The organism is Mariprofundus erugo (assembly GCF_005818865.1).
GTDB classification, from domain to species: Bacteria; Pseudomonadota; Zetaproteobacteria; order Mariprofundales; family Mariprofundaceae; genus Mariprofundus; species Mariprofundus erugo.
Genome location: NZ_VBRY01000004.1, coordinates 1 through 23824, shown reverse-complemented (window position 1 = coordinate 23824; position 23824 = coordinate 1). Strand labels below are relative to the sequence as shown.

The window sequence follows — 23824 nt, the reverse complement described above, 5'->3', positions numbered from 1 at the left end:
CTCCCCTTCTCCCGCAATCCGCGCTGTTAGCGCTTTACAAACGGGAAGCATCAATCCGCCGGATAAATTCACGCATGATCTCCGTGTAAAGCTCGCCCTTGAGTACCTTATCCTCAACACCGTGATCCACATTCGGATTATCATTGATCTCGATGACGAATACGCCCCGATCATTCTCTTTCAGGTCTACCCCGTAGAGGCTGTTTCCGATTAAGGCCGCTGCCTTTGTGGCCAGGCTGACCACGTGTTCGGGCGCATCCTCAACCGCCAGCGTCTGGAAACCTCCGGCCACCACACTGCCGTCATCCTTGTGGTTGACGATCTGCCAGTGCCCTCTTGATGCTTTATATTTACAGGCAAAAAGCGGCTTGCCGTTTAAAATGCCGATACGCCAGTCGTAGGCGGTATACATAAACTCCTGTGCCAGGATCAGGCGAGAGTTGGCAAACAGGCTGGCGGCAGCATCCCTTACCTGCCCCCTGTTGGCCGCCTTGAACATGCCACGCGAGAAGCAGCCATCGGGTATTTTCAATACCATCGGATAACCAAGCTGTTCTTCCAGCATGGTGATAACCTGCTCATCGAACACTGCCCGATTGAGCGGAATGGTATGCGGCGTTGGCAGCTGATGGTTACTTAAACGCTCCCACATATAGACCTTGTTGGTACAACGCAGGATTGATTTGGAATCATCGATGACAGGCAGCCCTTCTGCCTCGGCCTTACGGGCAAAACGGAAGGTGTGGTTATCCAGTGCCGTTGTTTCGCGTAAAAACAGCCCGTCAAATTCGGGGATACGATGATAGTCACGTGCCTGAATGATCTCGACATCCATGCGCAGTGCTTTTCCTGCTTTGACAAACCGTTGAAGTGCATCGGCATCCGACGGTGGCAATTGTTCGCCCGGATTAGCAAGGATAGCCAGATCGTAAAGCGCATGTTTGCGGCTGCTGCGCCGGCGTTCCGGCAGGCGTGTATAGTGGCGGATACTCTGCTCGAAGAACGTGGCCAGATTATCCTTCACCACCTTGTCCAGCCCCAGAGGGGTGATGGATTTGATGGCTCTGTTTGCACCCACAGCAATACGCACCTTGATCAGCGGATAGCGGAAGATATCAAAAATCTCGTTGGCCAGGCGGTGAAAGCGGCTGTCACTGGCCTGACCGAAGAAGATATAAAGGGTGAAATCGCTCTCCGGCGGTTCAGCCAGGCGCTGGAATGTATTATTCATACGCTGGTTGAGCTCGGGCAGCGCAAAGGCATACAGACTGCGACGGGAGAGATCGAGAATATCCGCCACCGTTGGCATCGGCAGATCGTTACGGGCCTCCGCCAGCAGAGAGCAGTAATAGCCACCGCTCAGATAGCTGTAGCGCCGGCAGAGGTTGATGATGCGAATGGGGCGTTTTTTCGGCCGACTCCAGTGGGTCAGATATTCATCCGCTTCCAGAATGCGCAGGCCATCGATCTCCCACTTCCAGTCAGATGCGCGATCCACAACAATGGTGTAACGCGGGTTCAGATTCATGATGTTGATTCCATCCTTTTCAGTAGCACGGCTGCGTATTGCCGGTTTTTGCCATACCGGGTCATGCGCTCAAATTCGCTCCGGGAAATGGGGATGCCGATACAGGTGGTTTCGGTCTCCCCGTCATCCCGATCAACAAACGGTTCATTGATATAAATAAAGTGCTCATCAAAGCCGGTAATTACGACCCAGTGAGGAGATTTGTCACCGGTCAGGCGATAGGAGCTGACCAGCACAATCGGGATGGCACCGGCGCGAAAACGCTTTTCCATCTCTGCAATGGTGATGGCTCTTTCACGCACCTGAATATCGGAGCGCCCTATCTCCTGAATAAAATCTTTCTGCACCAGCCGGATGACCTCGCGCTTTTCATCATTGCGCACGGAGTCGACAAACATCTCCGGGTCCCTGCGTACATAGAGTGTCACCTGATATCCACGCTGGCGGGCGGAGAGTGCAAGGCCGTAAGGGCTGCAGCCGCCATGACCGGAGGTCATGAAGATACTGGTTGCTTCGCGCCAGAGTCTGAGCTCAAGGGTGCGATTCAGCTTCATTTTTGGCGACAACGCCTTCATGGCCATCATCAGGCATGCAGGCCCGCAGGTGAATTCCAGGGTCTGGGCGTAAAACGGGACGGGCGACTTTTTTGCGGAAAGATGGGGAGCGAGCTCTTTTTCAAGCCGCAATGCGTCAGCATCGTCTTCATAATATTGGCTGACAGTTGCAAACGGCCGGTAGCCAAGCTTTCGATACAGTGCCTGGGCACCGCTGTTATCAACGCGCACCTCAAGGCGCATGGATACCATGCCCCGATCGAGGGCTTTCGCTTCTGCGGCCGCAATCAGTGCATGAGCGATCCCCTTCCCGCGCCATAACGGATCAACGGCCAGGGAATACATGCGGGTGATCGAGGTGTTGCGGTGAAACAACAGCATTACATAACCGCGTATGGTTCCCCGCTTCTCCTCGATCAGGGTCAGGGCATTCGCACGGGTTAACAGATGATGGAAGCTGCGCTCGGAGATGCGATCCGCATCAAAGCAGCGCTTTTCAATAGTGATCAGTGCCGGCAAATCTGCGGCTAAGGCTGGACGAATCATCCCGGAAGAAATGGCTGGGCCATATGGAAATGGATTATAAATGTAATTGACCAACTCTGCCAGAGACTGCAATATCAGAGTCAGTGATCATTGCAGGATTGCCCCTGTCGTATCGACTGGAGGAGTGATGGTGTTAACCGGCGAGCAAATGCTTGTTTATCAGATTGATGCACAGAACCGCATCTGTGCATTGAGTGAGAACTGGCTTGATTTCACCAACCTGAATGGTGCGGATGAACGCTGTACACCTGCTCAGCTGATTGGTCGCCCGCTGCTCTCGTGCTTTGATGCAGAGACTGCCTGCCTCTATCAGCTTGTCATTGATGCAGTCAGGGCATCCGGAGAGAGCATCGTTCTTTCCATCCGCTGCGATAGCTCATCCATGCGCCGCCTGATCAGGCTTGAGGTGCACCGGCTCGCAGATGGCAGGGTTGAGTTCAACAGCCGCTTGCTGTGGAGCGAACACCGCGAATGCATGCAACTGTTACGGGCCGACAACGATCTTTCCGATCACCACCTGCCGATCTGCAGTTTCTGTAAAAAAATCCGGCTGGATGAAAAGTGGCTGGAGGTTGAACAGGTGACAAATCAGCTGCGCTTGTTTGAAGCGGAAAGGATGCCTGTATTGATCTCTGCATGCTGTCCCGATTGCAGCCGGATGGTGCATGCGGCAGTGGATCGTATCGATGTGAACAGGCCCTAAAACAGGAGCATTTTGAAGCCGATCAGAATCAGCACGATTCCGCCGAAGAGCTCGGCTTTGCTTTCAAGCCAGGTACCACTGCGCTGACCGATATAGACTCCGGCCCAGCTGAACATGAACGTGGTGGCTGCAATGATCAGACAGGCAAGCCAGGCATTTACATCCAGCAGAGTCAGAGTAAACCCTGCCGCCATCGCATCGATACTGGTGGCGATGGCCAGCATCATCATCACCCTGTGGGTAATGATGGCGATCTCCTCCTCGACGCCTTCGGAAAAAGATTCAAATACCATCTTGCCACCAATCAGCAACAGCAACGCAAATGCAATCCACGAAGCCCAGGCCTCAACCCAGCCAAGCAGTCCGTGACCAGCCAGATAACCGATCAATGGCATGATGCCCTGAAACAGGCCGAACCAGAGGCCTGCCTGGATCGCAAGTTTGCCTGCACTTTTTTGGTCTGTTTTCGCTCCGAGACCGATCGATACAGCAAAGGCATCCATCGACAGGGCCACGGCCAGCAAGATTACCTCAATCATTATTCAACTTCCCCCTTTTCTGCGGTGGCGCATGTTAGTTGCAGATCCGGTGATTTGCATGCTGAAACAGACAGACCCGATAAATGTGGATTGCCTCTTTGGTGTTTTAGGGGCACGGTGTTATGATATCCGGACGGGAGGAGGAGTTATGAGTAAACGGGTCAAGCTTTCTCGAGCAGACTATAACAAGGCGCTATCGGATATTTATAGCGAGCTGGTCAAGTGGCAGTGCTGGATCAAGGAGAACGGTCTGCGTGTCATGATCATCTTTGAAGGTCGTGATGCAGCTGGCAAAGGTGGCACGATCAAACGGTTGATTGAGCCGCTAAATCCGCGCGGATGTAATGTGGTTGCGCTTCCTGCCCCATCGAATCGTGAAAAGACCCAGTGGTATTATCAGCGTTATGTGCAGCATTTCCCTGCAGCCGGTGAAATCGTGATTTTTGATCGCAGCTGGTATAACCGGGCCGGTGTTGAGCGGGTCATGGGTTTCTGCACTGATGATGAATATCGCGAATTTCTCCGCTCCTGCCCGGAGTTTGAGCGTATGCTGGTTCGCTCCGGTATACTGGTATTGAAATACTGGTTTTCCGTCAGCGATGAGGAGCAGGAAAAACGGTTCCAGAAACGGGCGAATGATTCTACCAAACACTGGAAGTTGAGCCCGATGGATCTGGAGTCCCGCAATCGCTGGGTAGAGTACTCGAAGGCGAAAGATCAGATGTTCTTTTACACGGATATACCGGAAGCACCCTGGTATGTGGTCGAGGCCGACGATAAAAAAAGGGCTCGCCTCAACTGCCTGAGCCATATCCTGGATGCCATTCCCTATGAGGCCTCAACACCTGAGCCGATTGTGCTGCCGGAACGAGTGAAGCAGGGTGATTATCAGCGACCTGCCATTGATACCCAGACATTCGTGCCGGAACGGTTTTAGTGGAGCAGCGGTACCCGATTGAACCCTGAAAACCTCAGTACTGAAGCTTTGATGCTGTTCAACAGCCTGAACGCGGATGGTCAGCGGCAAGCCTGTATGCTTGCCGAATCTCATACCGAAGAGGAAGCGGTATACCTTGCCGCCCTGCGCAGCATGCCACCGGACAAACGCCGCAAATTTCTTTTCTCACTGAGTAAAAAACGCTGGGGGCTGTGAGCATATCCAGCCCTCTTTCTCTCTGCCGGTTGTGATCTCATATGGTTTCACCCTTCCCCGCCCGATCAGCCATGGCGCATACTGTTGTGAAACAGTGGTGTCGAAGTTGATTACGGCTGTTATGATGGCGGCATGAATCATATTGAAGTGAGTATCGAGTTTTACTTTCGGGGTTGCTGCCTTACACCAACGGCAGTGATCAACCTTGATGAGTGTATGCGCCATGAAGAGCCGCTTGAGTATATCTACAAGATGCTGGCGGCCGAGAATGGAATCGGCAGTTACTCACATGAATTTGACGTGATGGTGATGGAGGCGCTCAGCTTTCATCATGCATCCGGCCTTGCCAGTCGTTATCTGCATGATGGCCACTTTGATTTTGACGGGTTCAGGGAAGCATGGCTGGAAGAGAGTGTAGTCCGGGTGCTGCAGCCGATTGCCGAGAAATATCTGGGCGTCAGTAATCTGGAAGAGCATCCATCACTGAAACGGGCATTGATCGAGGCTTATCAGGCTAATCCGCACGCACGCAGATAAACCGGAGCATGATGCTCCGGTTCTCTGTTTATTCCTCGTGGTTATAGCTCTTGATAATATAGCCGCCGGACTTCTCATCCTTCTCAAGCGTCAGCAGCCCGCGTTTTTCTGCCTCTTCGAGCATTTGTCCGAAACTGCTGAAGCCATGATACCCTTCAGAGAAACCGGGTTTACGGCGCTTCAGTGTCTGTTTGACCATTGAGCCCCAGACCTTGTCTTCATCGCCCCGCTCCTTGAACAGTCCCTCGATGGTTTCAAGAACCAGGTCGATGCCCTCCTGCAACAGGGTTGTTTCATCAGTTACAACTTCGCTGTTGTTATCTGCTTTGGCCTTTGCCCTGCCCTTGCCGGAGCGACGGCGGCGGGATTTGACCTGTTTTTCGGAATCGCGCACCAGATCATCATAATAGATGAACTCATCACAGTTGGATGTTAACAGATCCGCAGTGGATTGTTTGACGCCAACGCCAATGACCAGTTTGTTGTTTTCACGCAGCTTGGAGACAAGCGGAGAGAAATCGGAATCGCCCGAGATAATGACAAATGTATCGACATGGGCCTTGGTGTAGCAGAGATCCAGCGCATCCACGACCATACGGATATCTGCGGAGTTTTTTCCGGATTGCCGTACATGAGGAATTTCGATCAGCTCGAACGCGGCCTCGTGCATCGGCGCTTTGAAGTCCTTGTAGCGTGCCCAGTCACAATAGGCTTTTTTAACGACGATATTGCCCTTCAGCAGTAACCGCTCAAGTACGCGCTGGATATCGAATGCGGCCAGTTTTGCATCACGTACACCCAGCGCGACATTTTCAAAGTCGCAGAAGAGTGCCATGTTGTGTGATTCGTTACGGGCGCTCATGAGCGCCCGTAACGATGATGCGAGATGGCAGGTTCAGCCATGGTAACGCACTGATTCTTCACGTACGGCCTTGAAGAACTCAATGGCATGCTCAGGCGGTACATCCGGTGTAATGCCATGGCCGAGATTGAAGACATGACCGTTACCGTGTCCGAAACGGGCCAGAATATCCTTCACTTCGGCACGAATGCGCTCGGGTTTCGCATACAGCATGGTCGGATCCATATTGCCCTGCAGGGCCACGCGATCGCCTACCCGTGCTTTTGCCACATCGATATCAATCGACCAGTCGAGTCCCAGCACGTCACAACCGGTATCAGCCATCGCTTCCAGCCAGCCCATGCCGCCCTTGGAGTAGAGAATTACCGGTACGCGGCGACCGTCGTTTTCACGCGTCAGCTGCTCAACAATGCGCTGCATGTACTGCAGTGAGAACTCCTTGTAATCGCGGGTGGTCAGGATGCCGCCCCAGGTATCGAAGATCTGCACAGCCTGTGCGCCACTGGCGATCTGGCCATTGAGGTATGCTGCGACCGAGTCGGCCAGCTTTTCCAGCAACAGATGCATGGTTTCAGGCTCATTGAACATCATGGCCTTCACTTTGGAGAAGTTCTTCGAACCGCCTCCTTCAACCATATAGGTGGCCAGGGTCCATGGTGAACCGGCAAATCCGATCAGCGGAACACGGCCCTGAAGGTCGCGACGAATCATGCTGACCGCATCCATGACATAGCCAAGCTCTCTGGTCGGATCTGTTAATACAGGCAGCTTTTCGACATCGGCACGGCAGGTAATCGGATCAGGGAATTTAGGCCCCTCACCTGCACCGAATGTCAGCTCCATGCCCATTGCTTCCGGAACGACCAGAATATCAGAGAAGAGAATCGCCGCATCGGCACCAAGAATATCGATCGGCTGCAGCGTCACCTCTGAGCAGAGTTCAGGAGAACGGCAGAGGTTCAGGAAGCCGCCGGCACGAAGTCTGGTTGCACGGTATTCAGCCAGATAGCGACCTGCCTGGCGCATCATCCATACCGGTGTACGTTCTACATCCTGTCGCAGGCATGCGCGCAAAAACAGATCATTTTTCAATTCAGTCATGTTCAAATCCTTTATTGTTCACCGCAGAGGAGACAAATTTTCGCAGAGGTTCCATCGGAACGGCCAGTCACCGGCAAACGGCAGCAACGACACTATCGCCGGCCCTGCATTCAATCCATCCCTGTTTTAACGCTGCGAAACGTTGCTTCCCCTGCAGTACGAGTAATCTTCAACGACGTCGCAAAATATCCATCCATAGCTACGGACGTTCCGGAAAATGAGTCCTCTCCGAGACAAATCAACCTGTACATGTGTTTGATTTGCCTGAACGTCTACAGGCATCAGATATCTTCTTGCAAGGTCATAAAATCTGTTAATCCCAGATGTAGCCTTCGGTTGGTGAGCTGGCCGAGGCGAACGAGCGCTTCGGCATGCGGCCGGCCAGATAAGCCAGACGGCCGGCCCGGACCGCTTCGCTCATGGCGCGCGCCATCATGCATTCATCTTTTGCCTCAGCGATAGCCGTATTGATCAGGCAGGCATCCGCCCCAAGTTCCATCGCCTTGGCAGCATCGGAGGCAGTGCCAATGCCCGCATCGACGACGATCGGTACATGAGCCCGCTCCTTGATAACGCGGATATTAAACGGATTGGCAAGGCCCCTGCCCGATCCGATTGGGTTGCCCAGCGGCATCACGGCAACACAGCCGATCTCTTCAAGGCGGGTGGCAACGATCGGGTCGTCATTGGTATACACCATGACCTGAAAGTCTTCCGCAACGAGTACTTCGGCAGCCTTGATGGTTTCGACCACATTCGGATAGAGCGTCTGGGTATCACCCAGTACTTCCAGTTTGACCAGATCCCAGCCGCCGGCTTCACGAGCCAGTCGCAGGGTTCGTACGGCATCATCGGCATTAAAGCAGCCGGCAGTGTTGGGCAGGATGGTATATTTTTTCGGATCGATATAGTCGAGCAGATTCTCTTTGCCCGGATCGGTGATGTTCACCCGACGAACGGCAACGGTAATCATTTCAGCACCGGCAGCCTCGGTGGCATTCCTGGTGGTTTCAAAATCCTTGTATTTACCCGAACCGACGATCAGTCGTGATCTGAATTCGTAGGTTCCTACCCTGAAAATGTCTTCTGCCATTTTGCCTCCGCCAATTTGATGCACCCGAAACCGCATTCCCCATCACTATTAATATATACTGACTGAAAATGGTCGGGAAGATTGTTACACTACCTGTACAAAACAGCCCGTATCAGCCACCACCGATCATATGAACGAGTTCAATCCGATCATGGGACTGCAGGGGGGTCGAAGCATATTGACTTTTGGGTACAACTTCGAGGTTTCGTTCAATAGCGATCATGCGCTGCTCCAGTCCGAGCTCGCTGACCAGTGCCGCCAGGGTTGAAGCTGCCACCTGGCGCTCCTCACCATTTAACTGAATGACAATTTTATCCGACATGCGTCCTCTCAGAAAGTTCAGGAAATGCACCGTTTTTGCTCAGAATCGGCCCGATAGAAGCTTCTTTCTGGCCATTTTTAACAAAACCGGATTGACCCGCCATATTCCGCTGCGTAGCGTGACGGGCATGCTAGCAGCAAGCACTCCGGCACCCAATAGCCGCCATTCAACCAGACAAGCCCCGAGGCCTGTGAACTGGCGCGGCGTTAGCGAAGGCATGGCCGCTGCCATTGCCTCGGTCAGAAATGGCAAGCTGGAAACAGCAGAGGTTATTCTTGTCGATCTGGTTGCCTTTGCACCAGCTGAAACCCGGGCCTGGAAGCTGTTGGCGCGTGTCCAGCGTGAACTGGGCCATTTCGATGCCGGTATTGCCAGTGCCAGGCGTGCCCTCCATCTGCAGTCCATGCAACAGCAACAGGAGCCACCTGCCTCACTGACACTGGCACGGCTGTTTTTTGAGCAGGGTGAACACGATGAGGCCAAAGCAATGCTGGCGCGCCTGATTGAGCGTAACCCGCATAACCCTGAATTACTACAGTTAAGAGATAAATGGCAGACGGAGACCACCGCTTGAAGCGACTTCATATCCTTGTGCTGCACGGCCCCAACCTGAATATGCTGGGCACCCGTGAACCCGGCCATTATGGCAATCAGACACTGGCGGAGATTAATGCCTCGCTTGTTGATCTGGGGCAGTCGCTCTCTGTTGAGGTCACTGCGTTTCAGAGCAATCATGAGGGTGCGCTGATTGACCGGATTCATCAGGCGGCATGTGACGGGATTGATGGTATTGTGATCAATCCGGCCGCTTATACCCATACCAGTATTGCCTTGCGTGATGCCTTGCTGGCGGTTTCCCTGCCCTTTATCGAGGTTCATCTTTCCAATGTTCACCGGCGGGAAAGCTTCCGCCATCGTTCCATGCTGGTTGATGCGGCTATCGGCGTGATTGCCGGCTTTGGCCCTTCGTCCTACCTGCTCGCCCTGCGCGGGCTCAATGAGTTTTTACGCTTACAAAACAAATAGATACAAACAGGAGCTAAATAATGGATTTATCGCAGATTCGCAAGCTGATCGGGCTGGTCAAGGGCACCGATATTACCGAAATTGAAGTGACTGAAGGCGATCAGACCGTGCGCATTTCGCGGCAAACCCAGACCATCATGATGCAGCAGGCACCGTCGATGATGCCTCAGATGATGGCTGCGCCGCAGGCTTCCGCCCCTGCTGCACCTCAGGCGGCAGCTCCGGCTGCTGCACAGAAAAATGACGAGCATGTTGTGAAGTCACCGATGGTTGGCACCTTTTACGCTGCTGCAAGTCCTGATGCTGCCCCGTTTGTTAAAGTGGGCGACAGGGTCAGCAAGGGTGATGTGCTTTGTATCATCGAAGCAATGAAAATGATGAACGAGATTGAAGCGGAATACAGCGGTGTTGTGGAATCAATTCTGGTTGATAACGCCTCTCCACTGGAGTACGGCCAGCCGATTTTCGTTATCACTCCGCAGGCGTAACGGGAGCACTCATGTTTCACAAAATTCTAATCGCCAACCGTGGCGAAATAGCAGTGCGTATTATCCGCGCCTGTAAGGAGCTGGGTATTCGTTCGGTGGCCGTTTATTCGGAAGCGGATAAAAATGCCATGCATGCACGCCTTGCTGATGAGTCCATTTGTATTGGCCCTGCCCCGGCAGGCCAATCTTACCTGAATATCGCTGCCATTATGGCTGCGGCGGAACTGACCGATGCAGAAGCCATTCATCCCGGTTACGGTTTTCTGGCCGAGAATGCCTCATTTGCCGAGATTGTCGGTGAATCAGGTCTGACCTGGATCGGTCCCTCACCGGAATCAATGCGCATTATGGGGGACAAGGTCTCTGCCAAGCAGAAAATGCAGACCGCCGGTGTACCGCTTGTACCTGGATCTGATGGTGCCGTTGATAACATTGAGGATGCAAGACGCATTGCCAAAGAGGCCGGCTTTCCGGTGATCATCAAGGCCTCTGCCGGCGGCGGTGGTCGTGGTATGAAAGTGGTTCACAGTGAGGCATCGCTTCCCAATGCCTTCTCCATGTGCCAGTCCGAGGCCGGTGCTGCCTTCGGTAACAATACGGTGTTTATCGAAAAGTATCTGGAAGAACCGCGGCATATCGAAGTGCAGGTGCTTGGCGACAAGCATGGCAACATCGTTCACCTCTTTGAGCGTGAGTGCTCCATGCAGCGCCACAATCAGAAGGTACTGGAGGAAGCGCCAAGCGCTTTTGTGGATGAAGAGACGCGTGCAGCCATCTGTGCTGCCGGTGTTGCTGCTGCCAAGGCCGTGGATTATGTCGGTGCGGGTACCATCGAATTCCTGATGAATCCTGATAAGTCGTTTTATTTCATTGAGATGAACACTCGTATTCAGGTAGAACATCCGGTTACCGAGTGGATTACCGGTGTCGATTTGATCGAGTGGCAGATCCGTGTGGCAGCCGGTGAACAGCTTGCCTTCAGCCAGAATGATATCAAGATGAAGGGACATGCCATCGAGTGCCGTATCAATGCCGAGCATCCGTTCAAGTTCACCCCTTCTCCGGGAACGGTTGAGCTGTTTCATGCACCGGGTGGTCGCAGTGTGCGGGTGGATTCATTCCTTTATACCGGTTACTCCATCCCCCCCTATTATGACTCCATGGTCGCCAAGATCATTACCCATGCCCGCGATCGCAAGAAGTGCATCCGTCGCATGCAGCGTGCGATCGATGAGCTGGTCATTCTTGGTGTTACGACCAATCAGGAGCTGCATCAGCGCCTGCTTGCCAACCCCGGCTTCCAGAATGCCGAATTTAATATTCACTTTCTGGAGCGCTGGTTAACCCAGATGCATCTGTAGAACGAACGCAGATCGCTCATGATTTTTTAGGGAGATGCTGATTTATTGCCCTCCAGGCAAAAATCAGTTCACAAAGACACAGGCTTTGTTTTGTCTTTTCTTGCAAATCAGGCACTTACGCGTTTGATTTGATTCGCTGCATCCTGCAGCTCACCTGGCGGCGGCAAGGCTGTCCAATCCGGCTATCCTGCCGGATTGAAGCGGCCGTCCATGGCTCGCTCGGAACCGCCGAATGAATCAGCGCTTCCTTAGTGACCCCTAAGGGGAGGCATCAGGCCTCCCCTTTTTTTAGGTTCATCGTGCACAGCGGAAAAATGGCTGAGGAAAGTTTTTGATTCCCTGTAAGCGATAAGATGCTTTTTAAGCGATACGACTACTCTGCTAAAGCAGAGCTATCCCCTTTCTTTATCGGTAAAGAAAGTGTTGAAAGAAAGCCGCTCCCGATATTATTCGGCAAATCTTATTAGGGGGCGATCAGGCAGCATCCCAACGCATCCTGAGCTGCACTGGTTTCCGGACTTCCGGGATGAACCATTTTTATGGGTCTTTTGTTTTATACGGGGGCGTAGTCGCGCTTATGGCGCCTTGCTTTCCGCTTCTTCCCTGGGGCCAAAGAGATCCTTGTGGCCCCAAACCAGGCGGCCATTCGGGAAGCGGATATGGAGCCAGTCACCTTCGCGACCAATGGCTCTGACCATGGTTCCCTTTCTCAGGCGGGCGACGATGTTACCATCAACAGGTGATTCCCGAATGACAGCGATATCAGCCGTGACGACAGGAAATTTATGGGGTGAATATCGGCCTGTCGGCAGCGGCTCTGTGGTTGCTGCTGTCTCTGATGATTTTTCTGCAACCGGCGCTGGAGTGGTGTGGCCGGTGTTATCAGCACTATCTGCGCCTTTTTCATTGGCTGTAGTGACTGCCGGAACCGGGATATCCCTGGGTTTGCTGACATCGATGTGTGGGTTAGTGCTGTCGGCTGGGTTGTTTGTTGATGAGCTGTCTGTCTGTGCTGCGGGAACGAGCGATGCAGGTGTTGTGCTTTCGGGCGCAGTGTCATGTGTGTCGAACAGCTTCATGTGGCCCCAGACAATGCGACCACCTGGAAAACGAATGCGCAGCCAGTCGCCCTCGCGTCCAATGACCCTGACCATGGTCCCCTTTCTCAGGCGGGAGATCACTTTGCCTGTCACAGGTGATTGACGCATCACGGCAATATCAGCGGATACGGTAAGAAATTTATTCGGAGAATAGCTGCCTTGCGGTAACAAAACCGGCTGATCAAGCTGAGTCGCTGTCGAATCAGTTGCAGTCGCTGGTGTGGCGGCTGTTTCGGGGGATGGCCGGACTGTTTCAAGCGATTGAGTTGGGGCTATCTCTGGCTCGCCAGCCGGAGCGGTGTCCGATGCGGGTGGTGCCTCCGCTGCCGGCTCAACTGGCTGCTGTTGCAACGATGGTGAATCGATCGGGGTCTCCTCCTGATCAGTGCTACCCTGTTGATCCCGGGCTTCGGGTGGCGTTATGGCCGTGGATGCAACATCCGTTGCGGCAGGTGGTGGCGCTATGATGTGGTCCAACGGTGTGGATGCTGATTTTTCGCTGTCGATCAACGCCTGAGCCTCGGCAAAGAGGTCCTTGTGGCCCCAGCCGATACGGCCATCGGAAAAGAGAAGATGGAACCACTCCCCTTCACGATCTGTGACCCTGACGCGGGTGCGTTTTTTCAGGCGAGCGACCACGCTGCCCGTAACAGGTGAAGAGCGGATAATGGCAATATTGACTGCTACATGAAGAAACTTGTCGGTTGCATACTGTACGGCATCGGCAGCAGCCATCCTGCCAGGGCTGTCCGTGACTTTTTCCGGTTGTTCGGGCTGTTGCTTGAGTGCAGCTGTGGCATCAATGGCGGCAGCTTCGCTACGGGATGTTTCGCCAGGCTCCTCTGACGGGCCAGCTTCGGCATATTGAGTTGCGGTGGCTGCCGGTTGTTCTGCGAGTGGCGACTGATGTGTAGTCGTATGTGCAGGTGCAGATTCACTTGCAGGAGAAGTATCCGATGATGGTGGCTGAAGTGCCAGAGGTTGTCGTGCAGCGATCTCCGGCATTCTTTCCAGAATATCATCGGCAGCAGGCCAGAAGAGCCACAGCAATAGCAATACTACGCTGGTGGAGCCGATAAAGGTGAATAGTAGTGACGTGAAATAGGACGGGTGCCCTGCCGTGTGGACATGGGGATGCTGGTTGTCGCTGCTCATTTTCCGGCTCTTGCCGGTTTCCGGTTCCTGTTCAACCCATGAAAAGCTGTCGGCTTTGTGTGGATGCCGGGATGCATCATGGTGGTGTGGGTGATCGAGCTCCTGATCCACTGCATCGATAAATTGATCGAGTCGCGCCTGCATTTCGGCAGACTCATCCACCACCTTTTTTTTCACATGATCTCCTTCTTTCCGAATATCGATTATCAACGGATAATCAAAAAGTTACCACTGTTTCCTGTTATCTTTCATCAGGCACCACAGGCTTTGAGGGGATGCCATGAGGCCGTGCTTTTTCGATCGTATTGATTGTATTGCCGTGTGACCGGCAGATGACAGCGTGAGCCGAAAAAACAAGAGCGATTCAGATTTATAATAAGTAGCCGGTCAGGTGGCAAGTGAGGATGCGGCAGTGTTGTAACCTGCACCGATCTGGCCAAATAGAGCAATGGCCTCTGTTCCCTGTTTATCGTGGCCATTGTCATCACGATAATAAAAAAAGGGCCGGCATTTCTGCCGACCCTTTTTAAATGGTGGTGCGCCCAGATGGACTCGAACCATCGACCCACGGATTAAAAGTCCGCTACTCTACCAACTGAGCTATAGGCGCAAATTTTAGTTGCCAGAACGTCGTCCGTTCGTTTGCAACGCGGCGCAGTTTGGCAATTTCATCGTCCCTGTCAAACATTTTTAACCATGTCGTCTTGCCTGGCAAAAGAATGCGCAGAGTCAGTAGGCCTGTCTGCCGTGGATTCATCTGCATATCCAGCCAGTTTCAGGCGCATTTGCATCTGTGAATGCACAGGTGATGACCGATGAATTATCTGTTGGGCGCGGTTAGTATGCAGCCCATGTCGACAGAATCCTTTAACCCCGTTCCCGATTATCACATGCATACGCCACGCTGCAACCATGCCACCGGCAGCGTACAGGAGTACGCCGATGCGGCGATAAGTCTTGGCCTAAGGGAGATCGGTATGTCCGATCACTCGCCGATGCCCTCTTTCTATGACAAGCCATGGCGTATGGATCGCAGTGAATTGCCTGATTATCTGCAGGAGGTGGAGCGCGTCCGCGATCACTGTCGTGGCCGGCTTTCGGTGCGCATCGGGCTTGAAGCGGATTTTCATCCGGGGACCGAATCCTATGTTGCGGAGATGATTGATTCATACGCGTGGGATTATGTGATCGGGTCGGTTCACTATATCGGTGACTGGGCATTTGATAATCCGGATACGATCGATGTCTGGGATCAGTGCGTGATCGAGGATGCCTATTGTGACTATTTTGACCTTGTTGCACGTTCGGCCCAATGTGGTCTGTTTGACATCATCGGCCACCCGGATCTGATTAAGAAATTTGGTCACAGGGCTCCGGCAGGATCTGCCCGTGTGGCTGCAGCTGAAGATCGGATGCTGCAGGCAATCCTGAAGGCTGATGTGGCGATGGAAATCTCCTCGGCAGGTTTGCGTAAGCCTGTCGGTGAAATCTACCCTGCAGCTCACCTGATTGAGAAAGCTGCGGCGATGGGGATTCCGTTTGCATTCGGATCGGATGCCCATTCCCCTGTCGAGGTGGGCCACGGTATGGATGCATGTTTGTCGCTGTTGCAGTCATATGGGGTGACATCGGTTGCGTGCTTTGATGGTCGGCAAAGAAGCATGCAGGAGATCAGTCGTGGCTGAGCCGCTTGCGGATCAGGGGCTGGTACTGATCACCGGTGCATCCGGTGGTTTCGGCATTGAGTTTGCAAGGCAGCTGGAGGCACTCGGTTACTCGCTGATTCTGCACGGCCGAGATGAGCCCCGCCTGTTGCTGACGCTCAATACTCTTCGTCATCCTGCCCGTCACCGCCTGATACTGGCCGATCTGAATGCCAAAAAAGGTGTGGCAACACTGTTGGCCGGGATCGGTTCGGTGCCATTGGCCGGCCTGATTAACAACGCCGGCTTCGGCATCTGGGGCAGCTTTGAACAGACCGGCATTGTGCCTCAGATAGATGTGATCAAAACGGATCTGAAAGCACCGATCGAACTTACTCACGCTCTGTTGCCCGGGTTACTGAAAAACAAGGGTTTTATTATCAATGTCTCTTCACTGGCCGGGGTGACGCCACTGCCCTATATGAGTACATACGCAGCGGCCAAGGCCGGTTTGACCTACTGGAGTGAGGCGATTCGCACCGAACTTGCCGGGCGCGTCCGGGTTGTGACGCTGGCGCCTGGCCCCTCCCCGACCGGTTTCCGTGAGATTTCAGGCATGCCGTCCGGGCCGGGTAGTTTTTTCAGAAGCCCTGTTCCCGGAATTATTCAGGCAGCACTGCTGACCCTGGCCCGCGGAGGTGGTTATTGTGTACCGGGAAGGCGGCATCGGCTGCTCTACCTGTTGCAGAAAATCACACCGACAAAATGGGCACTCAGGCTGATGGCCAGCCATTTGCGTCCCTGAATGGCGCAGTAATACGTTATCCTGTTTGTCTAACTCGTCGATTTTTTAAGAAAAGGGTAAGGCTTGTGCGTATGGCAGAGGGCAGGATCGTGATTTATTCATGCGGGAACGGATAGCCATATTTCCACTTTCGGCTTTGATATATAGATGATACTGGAGAAATCGTATCGCTTTCGCTATATTGCGCCTCCTTTTTTAATGCTTCGGGGGGGGCGGTGTCTGGACACCCTGTGTCAACGCAACGTTCTGCGTGTCGTTTGTCCATGACATTGCTGCCGATGAGTATGCCAATCAGTGAGGTAAAAAGATGAGTCAGTCGCAACCCTCTGTGAATCAGACAGTGAAACGGGCGCCGGGTCGCCAGGGATTGTACGATCCTAAACATGAACATGATGCCTGTGGCGTCGGCTTTGTTGCCCATATCAAAAACAGGAAGAGCCATGATATTGTTGAGAAAGGGCTGGAGATTCTTGAGCGCCTGACCCATCGTGGTGCCTCCGGTGCCGATCCTCGTGAAGGCGATGGCGCCGGCATTCTGTTGCAGATTCCACATCATTTTTTTGCAGCTGTTACTGCTGACCTCGGCTTCGAACTGCCGTCAGAAGGTGATTATGGCGTTGGTATGATTTTCTTTCCTCGCAACGAGGAACACCGTCTGACCTGCCAGAATCTCTATGAGAAGGCTATTGCGGATGAGGGACAAACCCTGCTCGGCTGGCGCGACGTGCCGGTTGATGCTGTCCGTGCAGACCTGCCGGAAAGTGTGACTGCCTGCGAGCCATTTATCCGCCAGGTGTTTGTGGCCCGTGGCAGCAATTGTGCCGATCAGAATGCGTTTGAAAGAAAGCTGTATGTCATTCGCAAGGTTGTCAGCAGTGCTGTGACCGCGCTTGGTTTTGAAGATGCAGCCAACTTCTATACCGCATCACTCTCCAGCCGTACGATTGTATATAAGGGTATGTTCCATTCACATCAGGTGGCTCCCTACTACGAGGATCTGCGCGATGCGCGTGTGACCTCCGCTCTTGCTCTCGTGCATCAGCGTTTCTCCACCAACACCTTCCCGTCATGGGAGCTGGCACATCCGTTCCGCATGATGGCGCATAACGGCGAAATCAATACCGTGCGCGGCAACATCAACTGGATGAACGCCCGCCGTCACTCGATGAAGTCCGAACTGCTCGGCGAGGATCTCGATAAGCTCTGGCCGATCAGTTATGAAGGGCAGAGTGATACCGCCTGTTTCGATAACGCACTGGAACTGCTGGTTGCCGGTGGTTACTCACTTGCCCATGCTGCCATGCTGATGATTCCTGAAGCGTGGTCCGGCAACAAGCTGATGGATGAGCAGCGTCGTGCTTTCTATGAGCATCATGCTGCACTGATGGAGCCATGGGATGGCCCTGCCGCTGTTGCCTTTACCGATGGTCGCCAGATTGGTGCCACCCTCGACCGTAACGGTCTGCGCCCTACCCGTTATCTGGTTACAGATGATGGACTGGTACTTGGTGCCTCTGAAATGGGTGTGCTTGATATTCCGGAAGAGACGATTGTTAAGAAGTGGCGTTTGCAGCCGGGCAAGATGCTTTTGATCGACCTGGAAGAGGGTCGCATCATTGATGATGCCGAAATCAAGCAGCAGCTGGCTTCCGCCCGTCCATATCAGGAGTGGCTGGCCAGGACCCAGATTCAGCTGGAAGACCTGCCGCAGGAAATTGCACCACAGACTCCGGATCGCGATACCATGCTGCAGCGTCAGCAGTCATTCGGCTACACCCAGGAGGATATCAAGTTCCTGCTGACGCCGATGGCCGTATCCGGTCAGGAAGGCACCGGCTCGATGGGCAACGACAGCCCGCTTGCTGTTCTCTCCAACCGTGCCAAGCCGCTGTATAACTACTTCCGTCAGCTCTTTGCTCAGGTCACCAATCCGCCGATCGACCCGATTCGTGAAGAGATGGTGATGAGCCTGACCTCTATCATCGGTCCCCGCCCTAACCTGCTCGGTCTTGAAGAGAGTGAGCCACAGCTGCGACTGGAAGTACATCAGCCGATTCTTTCCAATGTTGATGTGGAGAAGATTCGTCATATCGACCAGTATACCGACAATCGTTTCCGTACCATCACCCTCTCCTCCTGCTATCCGGTCGATCAGGGTGCTGAAGGCATGGAAGCCGCGATCGCCAACCTGTGCAAGCAGGCTGAAGAAGCGGTCCATGGTCGTTACAATATTATTATTCTCTCCGACCGTGGCATGAATGCGGAAAACATCGCAATTCCTGCCCTGCTGGCCACCTCTGCTGTACATCATCACCTGATCCGTACGGGCCTCAGAACCGAAACCGGTCTGGTCGTTGAAACCGGCTCAGCCCGTGAAGTACACCACTTTGCCTGCCTTGCCGGCTATGGTGCTGAAGCGATCAACCCATATCTTGCCTTCGAAACACTGGTGGATATGAAGCGTCAGGGGCAGCTGCCTGAGGATCTGAGCGAAGCCGAGATCGAGAAGCGCTTTATCAAGGCGATTGGCAAGGGCCTGTTCAAGGTGATGTCCAAGATGGGCATCTCCACCTATCAGTCTTACTGCGGCGCCCAGATTTTTGAGGCTGTCGGTCTCTCATCCGAGCTGGTGAACAAATACTTCACCGGTACGGCCAGCCAGATCGAAGGTGCAGGCCTGAACGAAGTCGCTGTAGAAGCGACCCAGCGTCATATCGATGCATTCCGTGGTGTGATGATTTACAAGAATGCACTCGATGTCGGTGGTGATTACGCATGGCGTGTCCGTGGTGATGACCACACCCTGACACCGGATGTGATTGCCAAGGTTCAGCATGCGATCCGTACCTCCAGCTACCCTCTCTATAAAGAGTATGCCGAGCTGATTAACAATCAGGCGGGTAAACTGAAGACCCTGCGCGGCCTGTTCAAATTCAGGGGCGGCAATCCGATTTCCATCGATGAGGTTGAGCCTGCAGCAGAGATCGTGAAACGCTTTGCTACCGGTGCGATGAGCTTTGGCTCCATTTCACATGAGGCACACTCCACCCTCGCCATCGCGATGAACCGCATTGGCGGCAAGTCCAATACCGGTGAAGGTGGTGAAGAGCCGGCTCGCTTCAAGCCAATGGCGAACGGTGATTCCATGCGCTCTGCTATCAAGCAGGTTGCATCCGGCCGCTTCGGTGTGACCACCGAATATCTTGCCAATGCCGATCAGATTCAGATCAAGATGGCACAGGGGGCGAAACCGGGTGAAGGCGGTCAGCTTCCCGGTCACAAGGTGGACAAGCGCATCGGTCGCGTACGTCACTCGACCCCTGGCGTTGGTCTGATTTCGCCACCGCCACATCATGATATCTACTCGATTGAAGATCTTGCCCAGCTGATTTTCGATCTGAAGAACACCAATCCGGCTGCCGATATCTCTGTGAAACTCGTTTCCGAGATCGGTGTCGGTACCGTTGCTGCCGGTGTGGTGAAGGCGCATGCCGACCACGTGGTGATTGCAGGCCATGATGGTGGTACAGGTGCATCGCCACTGACCTCCATCAAGCATGCCGGTACGCCATGGGAGCTTGGCCTTGCTGAAACCCAGCAGACCCTGGTACTCAACCGTTTGCGTGGACGCACCGTTCTGCAGGCTGATGGCCAGATGCGTACCGGTCGCGACGTGGTCATTGCCGCCCTGCTGGGTGCCGATGAAGTGGCATTCGGTACGATCGCCCTGATCGCTGAAGGTTGCATCATGATGCGTAAATGCCACCTCAATACCTGCCCTGTCGGTGTCGCAACCCAGGATCCGGAGCTGCGCGCCAAGTTCGTTGGCAAGCCTGAGGATGTGGTAAACTTCTTCATGTACGTAGCTGAGGAAGCTCGTGAAATCATGGCGGAACTTGGCTTCCGTACCTTTGATGAAATGATCGGTCGTGTCGATATGCTCGATACCAATGAAGCGATCAAGCACTGGAAGTCCCAGGGCCTGGATCTCTCCCCGATCTTCCATCAGGTCGAGGCCAACGGTTCCTCTGTTTACCACACCGAGCGTCAGGATCACGGTCTGGACAAGCTGATTGATAACAAGCTGATTGCTGAGGCGATGCCTGCACTCGAGAACAAAACACCGGTCGTCATTGAGACGCCGATCTGCAACGTCAACCGCAGCTTCGGTACCATGCTCGCCGGTGAGGTAGCCAAGCGTTATGGCCACGCCGGTCTTGCCGATGACACCATTGCCATCAAGGCACGTGGTACCGCCGGTCAGTCGCTGGGTGCATGGCTGACCCGTGGTATCTCGATTGATCTGGCTGGTGAAGGCAACGACTATGTGGGTAAGGGCCTCTCCGGTGGCCGTATCGCCATCTATCCGCCTGCCAATTCGAAGATTGTTGCAGAAGAGAATATCATCGTCGGTAATACCGTTCTGTTCGGCGCCACCGAGGGCGAGTGCTACTTCAGCGGTGTCGGCGGTGAGCGTTTTGCCGTACGTAACTCCGGCGCCATTGCTGTGATTGAAGGCGTTGGTGATCATGGTTGTGAATACATGACCGGTGGTACGGTTGTCGTTCTCGGCGAAACCGGCCGTAACTTCGCAGCAGGCATGTCCGGCGGTATTGCCTATGTGCTCGATGCGGATGGAACATTCGAAAGCCGTTGCAACATGGCTCAGGTTGCACTGGAGCCGGTGGCATCGGAAGCGGACGCACTGGAAGTACTTGATCATCAGGGCCCGGATCTTGAGACCCACGGTCGCGTGGATATCAAGCATGCACTCAGCCAGAATGATCAGAAGATTCTGATGACACTGATTCAGCGTCATGTGCATTATACCAACTCCGCTCTGGGTAAGCGTATTCTGGCTAACTGGAGCGATTACCTCGGTAAATTCGTTAAGGTGATCCCGGTGGAATACCGCCGTGCACTGGCAGAAATGGAAGCTGAGAAGACAGCAACTGCAAAGGAGACCATCCATGGGTAAGGCTACCGGATTCAAAGAACATGCTCGCGAAAACCTGAGTTATGCGCCGGTTGCAGACCGCATTACTCACTTCAACGAGTTTGCCCGTTTGCCTGAGGATATGTGCACACAGGGTGCCCGTTGCATGGATTGCGGCATCCCCTTCTGCCATAACGGCTGCCCGATCAATAACATCATCCCGGACTGGAATGATGCGGTGTATCACGGTCGCTGGCGTGAGGCTCTGGATGTACTGCACTCCACCAACAACTTCCCGGAGTTCACCGGTCGTATCTGTCCGGCTCCGTGTGAAGAGGCGTGCACTGTGAACCTGATCGGCGATGCTGTATCGATTAAAAACATCGAGCTCTCCATCGTCGAAAAAGGATGGCAGGAAGGCTGGATCACCCCGCAGATTGCCGCCAAAAAGACCGGCAAGCGTGTTGCTGTTGTCGGTTCAGGCCCTGCCGGTATGGCTGCATCCCAGCAGCTGGCCCGTGCCGGTCACGATGTCGTCCTGTTTGAAAAGAATGATCGCATTGGCGGTTTGATGCGTTACGGCATTCCGAACTTCAAGTTCGACAAATCCGTGATCGACCGTCGTATGGCCCAGATGCGTGCCGAGGGTGTTGATTTCCGTGTCAACTCTACCGTTGGCGGTAATGTATCCGCAGCCGAGCTGGTCAATGATTTTGATGCCGTCATTCTCTCCGGTGGTGCTGAAAAGCCTCGTGATCTTCCTGTACCCGGCCGTGAGCTCAAGGGTGTTCATTATGCGATGGAATTCCTGACCCTTAACACCAAGCGTGTACTCGGCGATGAGATTCCGGAAGAGGAGTTCATTTCTGCTGCCGGCAAGCATGTCGTGGTGATCGGTGGCGGTGATACCGGCTCCGACTGTATCGGTACCTCCAACCGTCATGGTGCAGAATCCGTGACTCAGCTGGAAATTCTGCCGAAGCCTGATGCCAAACCGAACAAGCTGACCACCTGGCCCTACTATCCGATGAAGCTGCGCACCTCCACTTCTCAGGAAGAAGGTTGTGATCGCGACTGGTGTGTTTCCACCAAGCGTTTCATTGGCGATGAGCATGGTCATGTGCAGGCGATTGAGTGCGTTCGTGTTGAGTGGGCTCAGGAGAATGGTCAGTGGAAGCTGAATGAAGTGGCCGGCTCCGAGTTCGAGTTGCCAGCTCAGCTGGTGACTCTGGCGATGGGCTTTGTCCATCCTGTCCACGAAGGCATGATCGAAGAGCTCGGTGTGGCGAAGGATGGTCGCGGCAACGTGGCTGCCAATGATCAGAACTATGCAACCAGTATCGACAAGGTCTTTACCGCAGGTGATATGCGCCGTGGACAGTCGCTGGTTGTCTGGGCGATTCGCGAAGGCCGTCAGTGTGCCCGTGCAGTGGATGAATTCCTGATGGGAACAACCACCCTGCCGCGCTGATCCGATACTGCTGGCTTATTCGAAGAGGGCGCTTTTGGGCGCCCTCTTTTCATTTCCTTTGCGAAAGAATGTGCTGCATGATTGGATCATGTTATCAATATCACAGGAGGCGGATATGCAGTCATCACTACAGCTGGTTGATACCGATGAGGAGATGACCGCCGTCATTCATCTGATTGTACCGCGTGATCAGATCGAGATGGTGATGGGGCCTGCCATCCATGAGGTGATTGCCGTACTGGCCCGACAGAAGGTGACGCCTTGCGGCCCCCTCTTTTCATGGCATCGCCGCCGCCCTTCCGATACGTTCGATTTCGAAGTGGGATTTCCGGTTACGGAACCGATCACACCAGACGGTCGCGTCGTGATGAGTCGGTTACCGGCCGCTCGCGTGGCTCGCCGCCTCTATCAGGGCGATTATGCAGGGCTCGGAGCTGGCTGGGGAGCATTGATCGGTGATGTGACAAAGGCAGGTCTGTCGATACAATGGAACTTTTGGGAGCGCTATTTGTCCGGTCCAGAATCGGATCCCGATCCGGCGAACTGGCGTACGGAGCTCAACCTCGCATTACAGCGCTAAGCTTTTTCGGGCGCACCCTTCTGCTTGCATCCGGCAGCTGAAGCTCATATTTAGATCAACATACGCATATGGCCATGATGTGGCAGATTCACATCAATTCCTGCCCCCACATGGAGGGTGTAAGAATTTTTGTGTAAACGGAGTTTGGTTCAATGCCGTGGCATCCTTCGTCAAATTGGATGCTAAAGCGGTTCAGTGCCGATTTCCAATCCCGGATTGGCATCGTCCATTTCTTGCTGATGTTTCTCAGCGCCAGATAGAAGAGCTTGGTCAATGCATCATCGCTTGGAAATGAGCCCCGGTTCTTGGTGATTTTACGCA

Annotated in this window: 21 protein-coding genes, 1 tRNA gene and 1 pseudogene; 13 read left to right on the top strand and 10 right to left on the bottom strand. The window is 53.8% G+C overall.

Annotated features, from left to right (window positions below):
* Positions 1-34: 34 nt before the first annotated feature.
* Both FEF65_RS05045 and FEF65_RS05040 read right to left on the bottom strand, forming a co-directional pair.
* Positions 35-1528, bottom strand: coding sequence for a RimK family protein (locus FEF65_RS05045; RefSeq protein ID WP_238701195.1), 1494 nt, complete (start codon positions 1526-1528; stop codon positions 35-37).
* The gene (locus FEF65_RS05040) at positions 1525-2628 is read right to left on the bottom strand and encodes a GNAT family N-acetyltransferase/peptidase C39 family protein (RefSeq protein ID WP_138238713.1); all 1104 of its coding nucleotides are present in this window, start codon (positions 2626-2628) and stop codon (positions 1525-1527) included. The genes FEF65_RS05045 and FEF65_RS05040 overlap by 4 nt, the downstream gene beginning before the upstream one ends.
* A 127-nt stretch (positions 2629-2755) precedes the next feature.
* On the opposite strand from FEF65_RS05040, the gene FEF65_RS05035 reads away from it, so the two are divergent.
* Positions 2756-3331 (top strand): hypothetical protein, encoded by a 576-nt coding sequence (locus FEF65_RS05035; protein WP_138238712.1) that lies wholly within the window; start codon positions 2756-2758, stop codon positions 3329-3331.
* Here FEF65_RS05035 and FEF65_RS05030 read toward each other — a convergent pair.
* On the bottom strand, positions 3328-3870 hold the full coding sequence (locus FEF65_RS05030) for a manganese efflux pump MntP (RefSeq protein ID WP_138238711.1): 543 nt from the start codon (positions 3868-3870) through the stop codon (positions 3328-3330). The genes FEF65_RS05035 and FEF65_RS05030 overlap by 4 nt on opposite strands.
* Positions 3871-4018: 148 nt before the next feature.
* Between FEF65_RS05030 and ppk2 the strand changes: the two genes are divergently transcribed.
* From ppk2 to FEF65_RS05020, 3 genes are all read left to right on the top strand, one after another.
* Positions 4019-4807 (top strand): polyphosphate kinase 2, encoded by a 789-nt coding sequence (gene ppk2 / locus FEF65_RS05025; protein WP_202978139.1) that lies wholly within the window; start codon positions 4019-4021, stop codon positions 4805-4807.
* Between the two features lie 51 nt (positions 4808-4858).
* On the top strand, positions 4859-5023 hold the full coding sequence (locus FEF65_RS13485) for a hypothetical protein (protein WP_162847944.1): 165 nt from the start codon (positions 4859-4861) through the stop codon (positions 5021-5023).
* A 132-nt stretch (positions 5024-5155) separates the two neighbouring features.
* Entirely contained in the window at positions 5156-5560 is a 405-nt protein-coding gene (locus tag FEF65_RS05020) for a hypothetical protein (protein WP_138238709.1), read from the top strand.
* Between the two features lie 28 nt (positions 5561-5588).
* On the opposite strand, the gene FEF65_RS05015 is transcribed toward FEF65_RS05020, so the two are convergent.
* From FEF65_RS05015 to thiS, 4 genes are all read right to left on the bottom strand, one after another.
* The gene (locus tag FEF65_RS05015) at positions 5589-6422 is read right to left on the bottom strand and encodes an NYN domain-containing protein (protein WP_138238708.1); all 834 of its coding nucleotides are present in this window, start codon (positions 6420-6422) and stop codon (positions 5589-5591) included.
* A 33-nt stretch (positions 6423-6455) separates the two neighbouring features.
* Positions 6456-7523: a uroporphyrinogen decarboxylase gene (hemE, locus tag FEF65_RS05010; protein ID WP_138238707.1), complete on the bottom strand. Its 1068-nt coding sequence runs from the start codon at positions 7521-7523 to the stop codon at positions 6456-6458.
* A 313-nt stretch (positions 7524-7836) separates the two neighbouring features.
* Entirely contained in the window at positions 7837-8616 is a 780-nt protein-coding gene (locus FEF65_RS05005; RefSeq protein ID WP_138238706.1) for a thiazole synthase, read from the bottom strand.
* Between the two features lie 112 nt (positions 8617-8728).
* Positions 8729-8938 (bottom strand): sulfur carrier protein ThiS, encoded by a 210-nt coding sequence (gene thiS, locus FEF65_RS05000; RefSeq protein WP_138238705.1) that lies wholly within the window; start codon positions 8936-8938, stop codon positions 8729-8731.
* 127 nt (positions 8939-9065) lie between these two features.
* On the opposite strand from thiS, the gene FEF65_RS04995 reads away from it, so the two are divergent.
* Genes FEF65_RS04995 through accC form a run of 4 tightly spaced genes read left to right on the top strand, consistent with a single transcriptional unit; the run spans position 9066 to position 11813 of the window.
* Positions 9066-9512, top strand: coding sequence for a tetratricopeptide repeat protein (locus tag FEF65_RS04995; RefSeq protein WP_238701194.1), 447 nt, complete (start codon positions 9066-9068; stop codon positions 9510-9512).
* Positions 9488-9964, top strand: coding sequence for a type II 3-dehydroquinate dehydratase (gene aroQ / locus FEF65_RS04990; protein ID WP_170304422.1), 477 nt, complete (start codon positions 9488-9490; stop codon positions 9962-9964). Before FEF65_RS04995 ends, aroQ begins: the two co-directional genes overlap by 25 nt.
* Before the next feature lie 20 nt (positions 9965-9984).
* The gene (accB, locus tag FEF65_RS04985; protein WP_138238703.1) at positions 9985-10452 is read left to right on the top strand and encodes an acetyl-CoA carboxylase biotin carboxyl carrier protein; all 468 of its coding nucleotides are present in this window, start codon (positions 9985-9987) and stop codon (positions 10450-10452) included.
* A gap of 11 nt (positions 10453-10463) precedes the next feature.
* Complete coding sequence (gene accC / locus FEF65_RS04980; protein WP_138238702.1) at positions 10464-11813, top strand: acetyl-CoA carboxylase biotin carboxylase subunit; 1350 nt, start codon at positions 10464-10466, stop codon at positions 11811-11813.
* 575 nt (positions 11814-12388) lie between these two features.
* Here the strand turns inward: accC and FEF65_RS04975 are convergent.
* Both FEF65_RS04975 and FEF65_RS04970 read right to left on the bottom strand, forming a co-directional pair.
* The gene (locus FEF65_RS04975) at positions 12389-14245 is read right to left on the bottom strand and encodes an SH3 domain-containing protein (RefSeq protein WP_138238701.1); all 1857 of its coding nucleotides are present in this window, start codon (positions 14243-14245) and stop codon (positions 12389-12391) included.
* 357 nt (positions 14246-14602) lie between these two features.
* Positions 14603-14678: transfer RNA gene (locus FEF65_RS04970), tRNA-Lys, on the bottom strand.
* 241 nt (positions 14679-14919) lie between these two features.
* Between FEF65_RS04970 and FEF65_RS04965 the strand changes: the two genes are divergently transcribed.
* The 5 genes from FEF65_RS04965 to FEF65_RS04945 all read left to right on the top strand — a co-directional run bounded on the left by FEF65_RS04965 (position 14920) and on the right by FEF65_RS04945 (position 23503).
* The gene (locus FEF65_RS04965) at positions 14920-15753 is read left to right on the top strand and encodes a histidinol-phosphatase HisJ family protein (RefSeq protein WP_238701193.1); all 834 of its coding nucleotides are present in this window, start codon (positions 14920-14922) and stop codon (positions 15751-15753) included.
* The gene (locus FEF65_RS04960) at positions 15746-16516 is read left to right on the top strand and encodes an SDR family NAD(P)-dependent oxidoreductase (protein WP_238701192.1); all 771 of its coding nucleotides are present in this window, start codon (positions 15746-15748) and stop codon (positions 16514-16516) included. The genes FEF65_RS04965 and FEF65_RS04960 overlap by 8 nt, the downstream gene beginning before the upstream one ends.
* A gap of 307 nt (positions 16517-16823) precedes the next feature.
* Positions 16824-21494, top strand: coding sequence for a glutamate synthase large subunit (gltB, locus tag FEF65_RS04955; RefSeq protein WP_138238699.1), 4671 nt, complete (start codon positions 16824-16826; stop codon positions 21492-21494).
* Positions 21487-22923, top strand: coding sequence for a glutamate synthase subunit beta (locus FEF65_RS04950; RefSeq protein ID WP_138238698.1), 1437 nt, complete (start codon positions 21487-21489; stop codon positions 22921-22923). The genes gltB and FEF65_RS04950 overlap by 8 nt, the downstream gene beginning before the upstream one ends.
* Before the next feature lie 88 nt (positions 22924-23011).
* On the top strand, positions 23012-23503 hold the full coding sequence (locus FEF65_RS04945) for a GyrI-like domain-containing protein (RefSeq protein ID WP_202978233.1): 492 nt from the start codon (positions 23012-23014) through the stop codon (positions 23501-23503).
* A gap of 166 nt (positions 23504-23669) precedes the next feature.
* Here the strand turns inward: FEF65_RS04945 and FEF65_RS04940 are convergent.
* A pseudogene (locus FEF65_RS04940) lies at positions 23670-23824 on the bottom strand (IS256 family transposase); the annotation flags it as partial.

What these genes read in the sequence shown, in the direction of transcription:
- FEF65_RS05045 (WP_238701195.1), bottom strand. Translation starts at nt 1,528, where the DNA reads ATGAATCTGAACCCGCGTTACACCATTGTTGTGGATCGCGCATCTGAC.
- FEF65_RS05040 (WP_138238713.1), bottom strand. Translation starts at nt 2,628, where the DNA reads ATGATTCGTCCAGCCTTAGCCGCAGATTTGCCGGCACTGATCACTATT.
- FEF65_RS05035 (WP_138238712.1), top strand. Translation starts at nt 2,756, where the DNA reads ATGGTGTTAACCGGCGAGCAAATGCTTGTTTATCAGATTGATGCACAG.
- FEF65_RS05030 (WP_138238711.1), bottom strand. Translation starts at nt 3,870, where the DNA reads ATGATTGAGGTAATCTTGCTGGCCGTGGCCCTGTCGATGGATGCCTTT.
- ppk2 (WP_202978139.1), top strand. Translation starts at nt 4,019, where the DNA reads ATGAGTAAACGGGTCAAGCTTTCTCGAGCAGACTATAACAAGGCGCTA.
- FEF65_RS13485 (WP_162847944.1), top strand. Translation starts at nt 4,859, where the DNA reads ATGCTGTTCAACAGCCTGAACGCGGATGGTCAGCGGCAAGCCTGTATG.
- FEF65_RS05020 (WP_138238709.1), top strand. Translation starts at nt 5,156, where the DNA reads ATGAATCATATTGAAGTGAGTATCGAGTTTTACTTTCGGGGTTGCTGC.
- FEF65_RS05015 (WP_138238708.1), bottom strand. Translation starts at nt 6,422, where the DNA reads ATGAGCGCCCGTAACGAATCACACAACATGGCACTCTTCTGCGACTTT.
- hemE (WP_138238707.1), bottom strand. Translation starts at nt 7,523, where the DNA reads ATGACTGAATTGAAAAATGATCTGTTTTTGCGCGCATGCCTGCGACAG.
- FEF65_RS05005 (WP_138238706.1), bottom strand. Translation starts at nt 8,616, where the DNA reads ATGGCAGAAGACATTTTCAGGGTAGGAACCTACGAATTCAGATCACGA.
- thiS (WP_138238705.1), bottom strand. Translation starts at nt 8,938, where the DNA reads ATGTCGGATAAAATTGTCATTCAGTTAAATGGTGAGGAGCGCCAGGTG.
- FEF65_RS04995 (WP_238701194.1), top strand. Translation starts at nt 9,066, where the DNA reads ATGCTAGCAGCAAGCACTCCGGCACCCAATAGCCGCCATTCAACCAGA.
- aroQ (WP_170304422.1), top strand. Translation starts at nt 9,488, where the DNA reads ATGGCAGACGGAGACCACCGCTTGAAGCGACTTCATATCCTTGTGCTG.
- accB (WP_138238703.1), top strand. Translation starts at nt 9,985, where the DNA reads ATGGATTTATCGCAGATTCGCAAGCTGATCGGGCTGGTCAAGGGCACC.
- accC (WP_138238702.1), top strand. Translation starts at nt 10,464, where the DNA reads ATGTTTCACAAAATTCTAATCGCCAACCGTGGCGAAATAGCAGTGCGT.
- FEF65_RS04965 (WP_238701193.1), top strand. Translation starts at nt 14,920, where the DNA reads ATGTCGACAGAATCCTTTAACCCCGTTCCCGATTATCACATGCATACG.
- gltB (WP_138238699.1), top strand. Translation starts at nt 16,824, where the DNA reads ATGAGTCAGTCGCAACCCTCTGTGAATCAGACAGTGAAACGGGCGCCG.
- FEF65_RS04950 (WP_138238698.1), top strand. Translation starts at nt 21,487, where the DNA reads ATGGGTAAGGCTACCGGATTCAAAGAACATGCTCGCGAAAACCTGAGT.
- FEF65_RS04945 (WP_202978233.1), top strand. Translation starts at nt 23,012, where the DNA reads ATGTTATCAATATCACAGGAGGCGGATATGCAGTCATCACTACAGCTG.